Here is a 14,846-nt window from a genome sequence, read left to right on the forward strand (position 1 = left end):
TGAAACGGATGCGATAGCATCTGAAGATAAAGAAACAGAACAAATAATTTTATTTCAAACATGGAGGGTAAAGTATGAAGAAAAGAGTTTTAAGAATGATGGCAACAGGTCTTGTTGGATGCATGTTGGTGGGAACAGCAGCAGGATGTGGAAATTCAGGTACATCCAATACGTCGAGTTCATCTGGTGCATCCGATTCTGGCACCGCGAAAGACGAAAAAAGTTCTGACGATATCGTGACATTAAAATGGATTCAGATCGGCGGAGGCCAGCCGGATAACTATGATGCATGGCAGGAACACATTAATGAGTATCTTGCAGACAAGATCGGTGTAAATATCGATGTGGAGATTATCTCCTGGGGCGACTGGGAAAAGAGAAGAAGTACCATTATCAATACGGGAGAGGACTACGATATCATTTTCTCAAATGATGTGGTATATGAGAGTGATGTGAGACTGGGCGCTTATTATGATATCACAGATCTGATTGAAAAAGACTGTCCGGATGTCAAGAGCCTGATCCCGGAGGACTACTGGGAGGCAGTGAGCGTAGATGGAAAGATTTATGGTATCCCGACTTATAAAGACAGTTCGACAACACAGTATTTTGTATGGGATCAGGATCTGTGTGACCAGTTAGGACTTGATGTGAGCAATCTGACGGAACTCGATCAGTTGACTGATGCATTTGATACGATCTATAAAGAAACCAATCAGCCGGTAACTTACCGTGCATCTGATGCGCCATGCCAGTTTGTTACTACCGTTTATGATAATCTTGCACTTGGACTTCCGGCACTCGGCGTTGCATATGATGATTCATCCAAAAAGGTTGTAGCTACCTATGAGCAGGAAGATGTAATGAATGACCTGAAGTTATATCATGAATGGTTCCAGAAAGGCTACATTAATCAGGATGCTGCAACGTTAGGTGAACTTCCAACTTATCAGGCATTTAACATTGCACAGGGATGGAGCCAGGCAGCACAGACTACATGGGGACCGAACATGGGTGTCAATGCGACAGCCGTTCAGTGGAGAAAGACAGTAGTATCCAGAGGATCTGTACAGGGATCAATTAACTGTATCTCTGCAAACAGCAAACATCCAGAGGAAGCATTAAAATTCTTAAACCTTGTAAATTCTGATACTTATGTAAGAGATGCATTATATTATGGACTTGAGGGCGACAACTTCAACTATACAGATGACAAGAAAGTTGAAAAAACAGATAAGCAGTGGCTGATGGCAGGTTATAGCCAGGGAACATTCTTCAATGTAAGTCTGTTAGCTGACCAGGAGACGAATCAGTGGGATGAAGTAAAAGAGTTGAACGAAAAAGCAGAGGCTTCACCGGTTATCGCAGTTTCTATTGACACAACAGAGTTTGAAGATGAACTTGCAAACTGTACAGAGATCTACAACAGATATAAGAGTGAGATCAACACAGGTGCAGTTGATCCGGAAACGGCTGTCCCGGAAATGATGAGTGAGATGCGTGCAGCAGGATTTGATGATATCGTTGAGAAAGTACAGGCTCAGATCGACGCAGCAAACTAATATCTTGCAAAGAGATACAGCAGGAAATAAAAAACCAAAATGAGATGATAGAGGGCTGATACATAAAAATAAAAGAATTGAAATTTATGTATCAGCCCTTTTACAAAGGAGCAGGTATGAGTAAAATAATTGGAAAGTCATTGCCAAATATTCCATGGCAGGAAAAACCGGAAGGGTATACGATGCCAGTATGGCGTTACACAGAAAACCCAATCATTGGAAGAAATGGAAATAAAGTTTCGAACAGTGTGTTTAATAGTGCAGTTGTTCCGTTTGAGGACGGATTTGCAGGCGTATTCCGCTGTGACAGCAGGTCGATCAGCATGGATATTTTTGTTGGAAGAAGCAAAGATGGTATCCATTGGGATATCGAGGATACACCAATCCAGTTTGAGGGAGAGGATGAGGAGATCTTAAAAAGAGAGTACCGCTACGATCCAAGAGTCTGCTTTATCGAGGACAGATATTACATCACATGGTGCAACGGATACCACGGTCCAACCATCGGTGTTGCCTATACATTTGATTTTAAAAAGTTTGTGCAGTTAGAAAATGCCTATGTGCCGTGTAACCGGAACGGTGTTCTGTTCCCGGAAAAGATAAATGGCATGTATGCAATGTTAAACAGACCAAGCGATAACGGACATACACCGTTTGGCGATATTTTTGTAAGTTTCAGTAAAGATATGGAGTTCTGGGGCAGACACAGACATGTGATGAGCCCGATCCCAGGAGATGAATCTGCATGGCAGTGTACCAAAGTTGGACCGGGTCCGATTCCGATCAAGACGGATGAGGGATGGCTTCTGATCTATCATGGTGTAATTACAACCTGCAATGGTTTTGTATACCGTATGGGTGCAGCACTTTTAGATTTAGAACAGCCATGGAAAGTGCTGGCGCGCTCAAAAGAATATATTTTAGCACCGCATGAATATTATGAGTGTGTCGGGGATGTCCCGAATGTTGTTTTCCCTTGTGCAGCACTTGCAGATGCTGATACGGGAAGAATCACGATTTATTATGGATGCGCGGATACGGTGACAGGAATGGCGTTTACAACAGTTGATGAAATTTTGGATTATATCAGAAAGTAGACAGGAGCGAGAGGTGCCGGAATGGATTTCTTAGACAAAAGAGTCGGTGTAATTTGCAACGAACTTAAGAAATTAAAAGTAAAACAGGTATTTCCACTGACACAGTGGGAGTACAAGGAAGGAAACTTTATTCACCCGGAGGATGCATTAAAAGACGAGGCAGCCTGGGAAAACTTTGACTGCAAGACCATGCACTGGTATGGCAAGGACCGTCATTACTGGTTCCACACGACCTATACCGTTCCGGAGGAGCTGGATGGCAAAAGCATATGGATCCGCGTTTCCTCACAGATCGACGAGTGGGATGACGGAAGAAATCCGCAGTTTATCGTGTTTGTGAACGGGGAGGTTTATCAGGGTATCGATATGAACCACAGGGAGTGCCTGATCACGAGAAGCGGAAAGGCAGGAGAGACACTGACCATCGACCTGCAGGCATATACCGGGATCATGCATGAGGAATTTGCGCTCCGCACACAGATCGAGGAGATCGATGCAGAGATCGAAAAACTCTATTATGACCTGTGGGTTCCGCTTGCAGCGTTTTCCCGCATGGAGGCAGATGATAAAAACCGCAAGGATATTGAGTATGTGCTCAATGAGACGATCAATCTGCTGGATTTAAGAACCCCGTATTCCGAAGACTTTTACCGGAGTATGCGGGAAGCATCTGCTTATATCCGGAAAGCATTGTATGAAGATATGGCAGGGTATGAGGATGTGATCGCAACCTGTATCGGACATACGCATATCGATGTTGCGTGGTGGTGGACTGTGGCACAGACAAGAGAAAAAGTCGGACGCAGCTTTGCAACTGTGTTAAAGCTGATGGACGAGTACCCGAATTATAAGTTCATGTCCAGCCAGCCGCAGTTATATGCATTTTTAAAGGAGCGCTATCCGGAATTATACGAGAAAGCAAAACAGCGCATCAAAGAGAAACGCTGGGAGCCGGAAGGCGGTATGTGGGTCGAGGCAGATTGCAACCTGACATCGGGAGAATCCCTCGTCCGTCAGTTTATGCATGGCAAACGCTTTTTTAAAGAGGAATTTGGCGTGGACAACCGTATCCTCTGGCTGCCGGATGTGTTCGGTTATTCCGGGGCACTGCCGCAGATCATGAAAAAATGCGGAATCGATTATTTTATGACAACCAAACTGGCATGGAACCAGTTCAATAAAGTGCCTTACGATACGATGATGTGGCGCGGAATCGATGGAACAGAGGTGCTGACACACCTGATCACGACCCTTGGCGTGAGCCAGCCGATCAAAGATTACTTTACGACCTATAATGGCATGCTGCACCCGGATGCGATCATGGGAGGATGGATGCGTTACCAGAATAAGGACATCAATAACGATATCTTAGTCTCCTACGGTTACGGCGATGGCGGCGGCGGTCCGACCAGGGAAATGCTTGAGACTTCGATCCGCATGGAAAAGGGAATCAAAGGGATTCCGAAAGTACGCCAGGAATTTTCACGCACCTATTTTGAAGAACTTGAGGAGCGCGTGAAAGGTGACAGACGCCTGCCGGTATGGGAAGGTGAATTTTACTTTGAGTACCATCGCGGAACTTATACCTCCATGGCGAGAAATAAACGTAGCAACCGTAAGGCAGAACTTGGTCTGATGGATCTGGAACTGTTGTCCGTTTTAGCACAGGCACAGGCAGCGTATCCGGCAGAAGAACTCGACCGCATGTGGAAAAAAGTCCTGATCAACCAGTTCCATGATATTCTGCCTGGATCTGCGATCCATGAAGTATATGAGGTGACAAAGGAAGAATACGCTGCACTTCAGAAAGAGATCAAAGCACTGGAAGAGGAACGTCTCCATGCACTCGTGGGAGATGGCGAAGGCATCACTATTTTCAATACAACCGGACACGACCGCAGTGATATCGTAGAACTTGGGGAGATCCATGCGGAAGCGTTAAAGGATGCAGAGGGCGTGATCTATCCGGTACAGAAGACTGCAGAAGGTGCAGTGGTCTATGTAGAGCATCTGCCGTCAAAAGGATATAAGACATTTGCGGCTGTATCCAGTGAAATTGAGCAGAAAACACCGTTTGTCCTTGTGGATGACCATACGTTTGAGACACCGTTTTATACGATCCATCTGGATGCGGAGGGACGTTTTGACCGCATCTACGATAAGGAAAACGACAGGGAAGTACTGCAGGATGGCAAAAAAGGCAATCAGTTCCGCATGTACGAGGATAAGCCGATGTGCTTTGATAACTGGGATGTGGATATTTACTATACCGAAAAGTACTGGGATGTCAATGATGTGATTTCTATGGAATGGACAGAGTGCGGTCCGGTGCGTGCAACGTTAGAGATGGAGCGGAAAGAAAGCAATTCTGTGATCCACCAGAAGATCCATTTCTATGCAGACAGCAGAAGAATCGAATTTGAGACTTATGTGGACTGGAAAGAGCATCAGACATTGTTAAAGGTACATTTCCCGGTCAATGTACATACCGATGAAGCAACATTTGATGTACAGTTTGGTAATCTGACACGCAAAGTGCATACCAATACGAGCTGGGATAAAGCACGTTTTGAGAGCTGCGGACAGAAATGGATCGATCTCTCGGAAGGTCACTACGGAGTCAGCATGTTAAATGACTGCAAATATGGACATTCCGTGAAGGATTCTGATATGGCACTGACACTGATTAAATCCGGCATCGAACCGAATCCGGTGGCAGATCAGGAAGAGCACTATTTTACCTATGCAATCTATCCGCATGCGGAAAAATGGCAGGAAGCAAAGACCGTGGAGCAGGCATATGACCTGAACCAGCCGGCTATTGCAGTGGCAGGAGGAAAGCCGGGAAGCCTGTTGTCAAAAGCATCTGTGGACAGGTCCAACGTTGTATTAGAGACGATCAAGTGTGCAGAGTCTGGTCATGGCATCATTATCCGTATGTATGAGAGCGAAAATGCACTCACAAAGACAAATCTTGTAGTTGAGGGGAACTACAACAAAGCGTTTGCCTGCAATCTGCTCGAGGAGGAAGAAGCAGAATTAGAGTTGAAAGACGGAGTGGTTTGTGTACAACTGAAACCGTATGAAGTTGTTACTGTAAAACTCGTTTAAAATCATATAGAGGCATTCAGATTCCGAAGGGAGTTCGGTGGGATGCCTCTCTTTTTATAGGGAGATTTACGTTATGACCAATAAATTAAGCCATATTTTTGAGTGTTCCGATCATATTACGGAAAAACAGTATCGGACCAGCAGGGCACTTTTTATCCTCGATGGATGCGCTTCCACACAGATTTTTGCAGTTACTTCCGGCGCATTTTTATCGGGACTTGCCTATCTTGTGGGTGCGGGGACGGCACTGACCGGGATCATAGCTGCACTGCCGACGCTGATGAATACCATCCAGATTTTTTCCTCTGTCGTCTATGAGAACCGCGCAGGCAGCAAACGGATCACGGTAGAGTTTGCACTCATCCAGCGCTTATGCCTGCTCATGATGCTGTTTGTTCCGACATTGATGTTAGGAGCGAGAATCTCGGTGGCAGTGATCGCGGTGCTGTATTCCTGTGCACATTTCTGTGGGGCATTTATCAACACCGGGGCAAATAACTGGCTGATCAGCCTGGTGAAAAAAGAACGGTTGGGAAGATATCTCGGACTGAAGGATTCAATGACTTTAGTTGCGTCCACAGGCGGTTCCCTGATCTTAAGTAAAATTTTAGATGCCTACCGTTTCGCGGATCAGGAGATTCTGGGATTCCGGATCATCGGCATTTTATGTATCGGTATCTGCGTGGTCGACATTACCTGTCTCACGCTGATCCGGGAACCGGAAAATGTGAAACATGTGGAGCCACTGAACATAAGGAAAGCAATACAGATGCCGCTCACAGACCAGAATTACCGCAATATATTGATTTTCTTCCTGCTGTGGAGTGTGGCGTCTAATTTTGCCAGTCCGTTTTTTTCTATTTATATGTTAGAGAATCTGGGGCTGTCCTATTTTTATATCACCGTCATGAATATGGTTGCATCGGTGGCGCGGATCGCGGCTGCAAATCTGTGGGGGAAGGCAGCAGACAGTTATTCGTGGAGGCTTGTCACGCTGGGGTCCATTTTTATGCTGGGAGTTGCATATATCGGCTGGGGACTGCTGACGAAAGAAAACTGTATCTACTGGCTTCCGGTCGTACAGGCTGTGAGCGGGGTTGCCTGGGGCGGCATCAATATTGCGACTTTTCGGATGCAGTTTGCCTTTGCACCGTTAGAACACCGTGTCAGCTATGTCAGCTTCTGCTCAACAATGGTTGGGTTTGTAGGATTTTTTTCATCCATGCTCGGCTCGACATTTGTGGCATTAGCAAAGGATATCAGGATTTTAAACATTCCGGTAGATAACATACAGATGGTGTTTATTTTGTCTGCATTCGGAATTATTGCAAGTGCATTATACAGCCGAAAAATAAAGGAGAAATGACAGGACAGATATGGAGAGAGATAGCAGAAAGCGGGCAGAGGCGCTGCTTGCGCAGATGACCGCAACAGAAAAAGTGGGACAGTTAAACCAGCATTTATATGGTTTTCGGATCTACCATGTAGAAGATGGAAAAATTATTTTTACGCAGGAATTAAAGGATGAAGTAAAAAAGTGGGGCGGGATCGGCACGATCTATGGTCTTTACCGTGCAGATCCATGGTCGGAAAAAAATTATGAGACAGGGCTTGCCGGGGGACTTTCCATGCAGGCATATAATCAGTTACAGAAATATGTGATCGAACACAGCCGCCTTGGAATTCCATTTTTACTGAGCAGTGAATGTCCACATGGACATCAGGCGTTAGACGGATATCTGCTCCCGGTCAATCTGGCAGTAGGTGCATCGTTTGACCCGGCATTGTATGAGCGGGCAGGGCAGGTGTGCGGCAGGCAGTTAAAGCAGATGGGCGTGGATTTTGCACTGGTTTCGGCACTGGATATTTTAAGAGACCCAAGATGGGGGCGCAGTGAGGAGTGTTATGGGGAGGATCCATATTTATCGGCAGAGCTCGCGCGGGCGATCGTAACAGGAATCCAGAAAGAGGGCGTTGCAGTGGTTGCAAAACACTTTTGTGCACAGGGGGAGACGACCGGAGGGGTCAATGCCAGCGCAGCGAGGATCGGAGAGAGGGAACTGTGGGAGATCCATTTACAGGCGGCGAAGGCATGTTGTGAGGCGGGCGTAAAAGGCATTATGGCTGCATACAACGAGATCGATGGAAAATTCTGCCATGCCAACAGACATCTGCTGCAGGATATTCTGCGGGAACAATTGGGGTTTGACGGGGTCGTGATGGCGGATGGCATCGCCATCGACCAGTTAGACATTATGACGGGGGATAATATCAGGTCGGCAGCACTTGCACTGAAAGCAGGTGTGGATATCAGTCTGTGGGATGAAGGTTATACAAAGTTAGAGGAGGCGTTAAAACAGGGATTTATCACGGAAAAGGAACTCGATCAGGCGGTCCTTCGAGTGCTCACTTTGAAATTTGAGCAGGGACTGATGGATAAACCTTATATTGATGAAAACGGGAACCGTACCGCCTCTTACAGCGAAAATGGTGCTGTTTCATTTCCGACAGAGGCATATCAGGAGTCGGAAAAACTGGCGCGCGAGTCGGTAGTGTTGTTGAAGAATGAAAATGTACTGCCGATTGGGAGAGCAGAAAAAATAGCCCTGATCGGTCCAAATGCGGATGATATTTACCGGCAGATCGGTGATTATTCACCTCCAATGGACAGGGCAGGATATGAGACGTTAAAGAGCGGCATGGAAAAAGAATTTGGTGCAGACCGGGTTCGCTGTTATAATGGACATGAGGTCGGGACGGCTGTTTCTCTTGCGGAAAATGCGGATATTATCGTGCTGGCATTAGGCGGATCATCGAGTCGTTTTAAAGGGGCGCTGTTCGATGAAAACGGTGCGGCAAAAGTACAGGGAGTACTTGAGATGGACTGTGGGGAGGGCATGGATACCGCCAGATTACAGCTCCCCGGGAACCAGAACGAACTGTTTACGGCTGTCTGTGCGCTGAAAAAACCGGTGATCTCCGTAGTCATTGCCGGGCGGCCTTATGCAATCCCTGAAATTGCGCAGGATTCAGATGCACTGTTATATGCTTTTTATCCGGGACCGATGGGAGGAAAAGCAATCGCGGAGTTGTTGTCTGGAAAATATGCACCGTCCGGCAGGCTGCCGGTGTCCCTTCCGCGAAACTGCGGACAGCTTCCGGTGTACTATAACCATACGGTGTCCTATCCGGCAATGCACTATTGTGATATGGAACAGGGAGTTTTGTATACATTTGGGGAAGGAATGGGATATTCCCACATGGAGTATGTGGATATCTGTCTTAAAAAGCAGCAGGATGTGTGGATTATTTCAGGAATTGTAAAGAATAAAGGAAATATAGATGATACGGCAGTGCTGCAATGCTACCGGAAAGTGTTGTCCGGTGAACTTGTGCCAAGAGAGCGGGAACTGGTTGCATTTTCCAGAATAAAAGTGGAAAAAGGAAGTCAGAAGGCATTTGAAATCGTTATGGATGCGGATAAATTCCGGTATTTTAATGAGAGTGGTGCAAAGATTTATAAGAGTAAAATACTTTTAATGGATAGTGGAAAAATAATTTTTGAAGAATAGGAAGAAATTCTGACAGCAGGAGGAGAAAATTATGTATTTATTACCAAAGCCAAAAACAATCAAAGAACAGGACGGACAGATGCTGCTTTGCCACAGCACACATATTGTGATGACAAAAGAGGTGGCAGAGACAGAGATGCATGCAGCAAAAAGACTGCAGGAGGCGATCAGGCAGGAAACGGGGCTTATCCTGCCGTTTTCCGTAGGGGAAGTAAGGGAGGGGGATCTCTCTCTTGGGATCGCAAAAACATTACCAGAGCAGACATATGAGATCACGATCGACGAAAAAGGCGGACAGATTTCAGGCGGCGACGGGGCTGGCGTGCTTTACGGTGTGGAGACCTTCTGCCAGATCGTACAGCAGTGTGGCGGGATACTGCCCTGTGTACAGATTCAGGATGCCCCGGATATGCCAAACCGTGGTTATTATTTTGACCAGACAAGGGGACGTGTGTTAAAACTGGAAGAACTCAAAAAAATTGCAGACAGGATGTGCCGCTATAAATTAAACCAGCTTCAGCTTTATGTGGAACATACCTATCTGTTCCGTGACTTTTCGGAAATGTGGAGGGATCAGACTCCGCTTACGGCAGAGGAGATCCGCGAACTTGACAGTTATTGCCGGGAACGTCATATTGAACTGGTTCCGTCGCTGGCAAGTTTTGGACATCTGTGCACACTGCTCTCCACAAAAACATATGGGGATCTCTGCGAGATGGAGGATTCCTGGAAGGAGCCGTTTTCCTTCTGGAACCGGATGCGGTATCATACGATCAATGTCTCCGATGAGCGTTCCCTTCCTCTGATCAAAAAGATGATCGCAGAATATATGCAGTTGTTTTCTTCCAACAAATTTAATATCTGTGCGGATGAGACATTCTGCCTTGGCAAATATAAATCGAAAAAACTTGCCGAAGAGCGTGGCGTCCATCGGCTTTATATTGACTATGTCAAAGAGCTTGCACAATTTCTGGTGGAAAATGGAAAAATCCCAATGTTCTGGGGCGATATCATCTGGAATTCGCCGGAACTGATGAAGGAACTGCCGGAGAGCATGATCTGCCTGAACTGGGGATACGCACCGGAACAGAGGGAAGATGAGACGAGGGCGATCGCACAGACGGGTGCAGTGCAGTATCTGTGTCCGGGTGTATGCGGCTGGAACCAGTGGGCAAACTTAATAGAAAATTCTTATAAAAATATTACAAGAATGTGCGGTTATGCGGCAAAATATCATGGCATCGGTGTGTTGAACACAGACTGGGGAGATTTTGGACACGTTAATGATCCGGCATTTTCTGTTCCGGGGATGATCTACGGTGCTGTATTTTCCTGGAATGGGGAGAAGATACCATTTGCAGAGTTAAACCGTATGATCTCACGGATCGAGTATGGGGATACTACCGGAAATTATGTTTCCCATCTGGCAGAAATCTGCGGACAGTCGGTATTTCAGTGGAGAGAAGCTGTCATGTATTATGAGAACCGGTGCTTAAAGCATGAACTCGAAGAGGGCGAAGATCTGTTCCGCGGTGTGGATCAGGCGGGTGTAGATGCTGCAGCAGATGCCCTGCGTGATATATACAAAAAACTTTTGGAGAGCACGCAGGCGATGCCGGAAACGAAAAAACAGATGCAGCTTTTATCCGTGACATTGCAGGGGATCGGTATCTGGAATGCCGTAGGACTCCTGACAGAAAGCATGGAAAAAACGGGAAGTTTTGATATGCAGAAAGGTCTGGAACTGGCAGAAAAGTTAGAATGCTGGTTTATGGCTTATAAAGAAAACTGGAGAGCCACCAGCAAAGAAGGCGATCTGCATCATATTGCAGAGATCGTGTTCTGGTATGCAGACTGGATGCGCAGAAAATGATAAAAAAGTATAAATTCTATCAGGTGATAACTGATTAATCATCAGGACTTTTCACGGGAAATTTATGATATAGCATATTGTCTGCTGCCGGAATCATAAGCAAATGAGAGGATACAAGAATAAATCTCAATATTTTCCACATACTAACTCCAAAGCTGATATATAAGAAAGAGCTGCTTTATCAAAATATAGCATTGGAGGATAACAACGTGAAAGCAACAGGAATTGTTCGCCGGATAGATGATTTAGGACGTATCGTAGTGCCAAAAGAGATCAGAAGAACTTTAAGGATCCGCGAGGGAGATCCGCTTGAGATATTTACAGACCGTGAGGGGGAGATCATCCTGAAAAAATATTCACCGATCGGTGAACTCGGACAGTTTGCAGGGGAGTACGCGGAGAGCCTGGCACAGACCACGGGATATCTTGTACTTGTGACAGACTGTGACCATGTGATCGCGGCATCCGGAAGCGGGAAAAAAGAATTTGAGGGAAAGCCGGTCAGCAGACAGTTAGAGGAAGCCATCAGTGAGAGAAAGAACTATCAGGCATCTGCAGGGGATGCAGAATTTATGAAAGTGACGCTGGATGATGCCGGGGAATATACGGAGCAGGCATTAAGCACGATCATCTGTGAGGGAGATGCGATCGGTGCAGTGGTCATCTGTAATAAGGATGAAAAAAAGAAAATGAGTGATACCGAAGGAAAACTGGCTGCTGCGGCAGCATCATTTTTGGGAAGACAGATGGAACAGTAAAAAAGAAGATCAAAGATAAGAAGAGGCGGCGGGGTTTCTAATAAGAAAATTCCGCTGCTTCTTTTCACTATTGGAAAAACAGAAAAAATCATATACAATAGACACTGTAAATGAGACAGAAATGGAGCAGCTTATGAAATTCATACATGTTTCGGATGTACATCTTGGGATAAAACCGGATGTGGGAAAACCGTGGAGTGAAAAAAGAGCGCAGGATATCTGGGATTCGTTTGCAGAAGTGATCGATGCAGCAGTGGAGCTAAAGCCGGATTTTTTGCTGATATCAGGGGATTTATTCCATGCGCAGCCTTTGAAAAGAGAGCTTAGGGAAGTTAATTATCTTTTTAGCAGGATACCACAGACGAAAATCATTCTGATGGCGGGCAATCACGATTATCTTCGAACGAAATCCTATTATCTGACAATGGAATGGGAGGAAAATGTTTATTTTTTCCGTCAGGAAGAACCCGGTCATTTTGATTTTGATGAGGAAAATGTCAGCATTTATGGATTAAGTTACTGGCATAGAGAGATCGGGGATGCTATTTATGATTCGGTCATCCCGGAGGATAGATCAAGGATCAATCTCCTTTTAGTACATGGCGGAGACAAACAGCATATCCCATACAATCCCAAACTTATCTTGGAAAATGGGTTTGATTATATTGCTGCCGGGCATATCCATAAGGGAGAACAGCAGATTCCGGGGAGGGCAGTGATGGCGGGAAGTCTGGAGCCGACGGATAAAAATGATGTCGGGCCGCATGGATACTGGCTGGGGACGATCGACAAAGAGCATACGGATATTCATTTTCATCCGGTGAAAAAGTGTGAATACTGTCATGAAATTTATCCGGTTACGGCAAAAACAACGGATCTTGAACTTGGGGATTGGGTGAGAAACCTGCTGGAGGAAAGACCCGGATATCAGTATTTTCGTTTATTTCTGCGGGGAAAAATTTTGCCGGATATAGAATTTGATACAGAAAAACTTGAAACGTTTGACCGGGTTGTTGATGTGACAGAGCAGCTTTTGCCGGATTATGATTATGATAAATTAAAAGAAAACTATAAAGGTACCCTTTTGGGGAATTACATAAAAGAAATGGAAAAAAGACCACAGGATGTGGTCACAAAAAAAGCGTTGGAATATGGAGTCAACGCATTATTGGGATATAAGATATGCAGATAAAAGAAGCGATCATTGGTCAGTTTGGAAAATTGCAGAACAGGCAGATCTCATTTGAACCAGGGATCAATGTGATCTATGGAGAAAATGAGGCGGGAAAAACGACACTGCATGATTTTTTGCTTGCAATGTTTTTTGGAATGGAAAAGGGGCGTGGAAGAAATACATTAAACAGCATTTATAAAAAGCACGAACCCTGGCATGCCCCTTCGTACTATAGTGGTGCCCTGCGATTTCTTGTGGATGAAAAACCATTTTATTTAGAGCGTAATTTTTATTATAAGGATAAAAAAGATATTTTGAAAAATGAGGCAGATGGAGAAGAACTGTCGGTAGTTTACGGGGATCTGTCAATGCTGCTTGGTGGAATAGATAAGGAAACGTTTGGAAACACTTATGATATACCGCAGACAGGTGCAGTGACAGGAAAGGAACTGGCAGATATTTTGTCTGAGTATCTATCGAATGCTGCTGAGGGCGGTGGTGCCAATATTCAGGTTCAGAAGGCTAAAGCAGCACTTACAGCGCGGAAAAAAGAACTGGCGCAGAAAGTAAGAATAATTCATGAACAGAAAAATGAGGATATCAGGCAGCTCATTGTGGAAAAAGATCTTTTAGAACGGGATGCACGTGGATTACATGCCAATATTGCGGATGCAGAGAGAGAGATCAATCAGTTGAAACGTGTGCGCGTGGAAGAAATTGGTGAAAAGCGAAAGAGATTATCTGAGCAGAAAAGGCAGCAGGCAGACCGCAGAGAGAGACAGGAAAATGCACCGCACAAAAGAGAAATTGATGGGGCAATGCAACCGGAAAAAGAGCATCCGGACCGTATGGCAGGGATCGGAATCTGTGCTTCGGCACTGCTTGTCAATATAGCAGTACATTATGTTACTTCGTATCCGTCTCGTCTTTTTTTTATTTTGCAGGCAGTCTTTTTTGCAGGTATGATTCTTTGCGGACTTTATGTGGGAATCCGTTATGCGGTGGAACAGGCAAAAAAAGAGGCATATATGTCAGCACAAAAGAGCGATATAGAGGGTGTGACGCAGGAAACATATGCAGATGCCGGGCTAAGGCAGGCAGAGCGTATGCTCCTCAGTCTCAAAGAGTCTTTGTCTGAAAAAGAGACAAGACGTTATAATATCATGCAGGATATGGAAGAGGCGAAGCAGCCGGGAGAGCAGGAACGGGAGTTGTTAGAAGATATCCGCGCATTAGAACTTGCAGCGGCAGAAATTGACCGCCTTTCAAGCGAATACTATGAGGAAAGCCTCGATGAACTTGGCAGTGCCGTCTCAAAATGGATGTCACAGCTTACAGCGGGAAAATATGATCATGCCATTGTAAAAGAAGATGGAAAACTTTTTATTTTAGCAGATGGAAAAGAAGTCATGCCGGAGGCGTTAAGCCATGGAACGTTAGAACAGATTTATCTGGCATTTCGTCTTGCTGTCGGAGAAGTCGTGACAAAAGAGGAGCCTATGCCTGTCATTTTTGATGAAGCATTTGGAATGTATGACGAGAAACGTCTGATGCAGACACTTTGTGCACTTGATGGGATTGTCAGGAGAGAGCAGGGGAGACAGATTTTGATTTTTACCTGTCAGAATCGTGAGATGGAATTAATGGAACGGGCAGGGATTACATATCATAAAATTGTTTTGAAATAGAGGTGATGCAG

Annotated in this window: 9 protein-coding genes; all 9 read left to right on the forward strand. The window is 45.3% G+C overall.

The genetic code is table 11. The annotated features are described in order from the left end of the window. Positions 1 to 74: 74 nt before the first annotated feature. The 9 genes from DXA60_RS10650 to DXA60_RS10690 all read left to right on the forward strand — a co-directional run bounded on the left by DXA60_RS10650 (position 75) and on the right by DXA60_RS10690 (position 14,835). Positions 75 to 1,562, forward strand: a complete 1,488-nt coding sequence (locus tag DXA60_RS10650) for an ABC transporter substrate-binding protein (protein WP_117921179.1) — start codon at positions 75 to 77, stop codon at positions 1,560 to 1,562. A gap of 116 nt (positions 1,563 to 1,678) precedes the next feature. Then, entirely contained in the window at positions 1,679 to 2,659 is a 981-nt protein-coding gene (locus tag DXA60_RS10655) for a glycoside hydrolase family 130 protein (protein ID WP_117921180.1), read from the forward strand. A gap of 21 nt (positions 2,660 to 2,680) precedes the next feature. Then, entirely contained in the window at positions 2,681 to 5,770 is a 3,090-nt protein-coding gene (locus tag DXA60_RS10660) for an alpha-mannosidase (RefSeq protein WP_117921181.1), read from the forward strand. A gap of 73 nt (positions 5,771 to 5,843) precedes the next feature. Further along, complete coding sequence (locus DXA60_RS10665; protein WP_117921182.1) at positions 5,844 to 7,136, forward strand: MFS transporter; 1,293 nt, start codon at positions 5,844 to 5,846, stop codon at positions 7,134 to 7,136. A gap of 10 nt (positions 7,137 to 7,146) precedes the next feature. Beyond that, complete coding sequence (locus DXA60_RS10670; RefSeq protein WP_117921183.1) at positions 7,147 to 9,342, forward strand: glycoside hydrolase family 3 protein; 2,196 nt, start codon at positions 7,147 to 7,149, stop codon at positions 9,340 to 9,342. Positions 9,343 to 9,373: 31 nt separating this feature from the next. Next, a complete protein-coding gene (locus DXA60_RS10675) occupies positions 9,374 to 11,215 on the forward strand; it encodes a glycoside hydrolase family 20 zincin-like fold domain-containing protein (protein WP_117921184.1) in 1,842 nt (613 codons plus the stop codon). Positions 11,216 to 11,424: 209 nt separating this feature from the next. Further along, positions 11,425 to 11,973: a stage V sporulation protein T gene (gene spoVT / locus DXA60_RS10680; protein WP_117921185.1), complete on the forward strand. Its 549-nt coding sequence runs from the start codon at positions 11,425 to 11,427 to the stop codon at positions 11,971 to 11,973. Positions 11,974 to 12,106: 133 nt separating this feature from the next. Further along, positions 12,107 to 13,165 carry a metallophosphoesterase family protein gene (locus DXA60_RS10685; RefSeq protein ID WP_148399334.1) on the forward strand — a complete coding sequence of 353 codons (1,059 nt, stop codon included), beginning with the start codon at positions 12,107 to 12,109 and terminating at the stop codon, positions 13,163 to 13,165. Then, positions 13,156 to 14,835 carry an ATP-binding protein gene (locus DXA60_RS10690; protein WP_117921187.1) on the forward strand — a complete coding sequence of 560 codons (1,680 nt, stop codon included), beginning with the start codon at positions 13,156 to 13,158 and terminating at the stop codon, positions 14,833 to 14,835. Before DXA60_RS10685 ends, DXA60_RS10690 begins: the two co-directional genes overlap by 10 nt. The last annotated feature ends 11 nt before the right edge of the window (positions 14,836 to 14,846 follow it).

This window comes from Roseburia sp. OF03-24 (assembly GCF_003463035.1).
In the GTDB taxonomy this organism is placed as follows: Bacteria; Bacillota; Clostridia; order Lachnospirales; family Lachnospiraceae; genus Roseburia; species Roseburia rectibacter.

What these genes read in the sequence shown, in the direction of transcription:
- DXA60_RS10650 (WP_117921179.1), top strand. Translation starts at nt 75, where the DNA reads ATGAAGAAAAGAGTTTTAAGAATGATGGCAACAGGTCTTGTTGGATGC.
- DXA60_RS10655 (WP_117921180.1), top strand. Translation starts at nt 1,679, where the DNA reads ATGAGTAAAATAATTGGAAAGTCATTGCCAAATATTCCATGGCAGGAA.
- DXA60_RS10660 (WP_117921181.1), top strand. Translation starts at nt 2,681, where the DNA reads ATGGATTTCTTAGACAAAAGAGTCGGTGTAATTTGCAACGAACTTAAG.
- DXA60_RS10665 (WP_117921182.1), top strand. Translation starts at nt 5,844, where the DNA reads ATGACCAATAAATTAAGCCATATTTTTGAGTGTTCCGATCATATTACG.
- DXA60_RS10670 (WP_117921183.1), top strand. Translation starts at nt 7,147, where the DNA reads ATGGAGAGAGATAGCAGAAAGCGGGCAGAGGCGCTGCTTGCGCAGATG.
- DXA60_RS10675 (WP_117921184.1), top strand. Translation starts at nt 9,374, where the DNA reads ATGTATTTATTACCAAAGCCAAAAACAATCAAAGAACAGGACGGACAG.
- DXA60_RS10685 (WP_148399334.1), top strand. Translation starts at nt 12,107, where the DNA reads ATGAAATTCATACATGTTTCGGATGTACATCTTGGGATAAAACCGGAT.
- DXA60_RS10690 (WP_117921187.1), top strand. Translation starts at nt 13,156, where the DNA reads ATGCAGATAAAAGAAGCGATCATTGGTCAGTTTGGAAAATTGCAGAAC.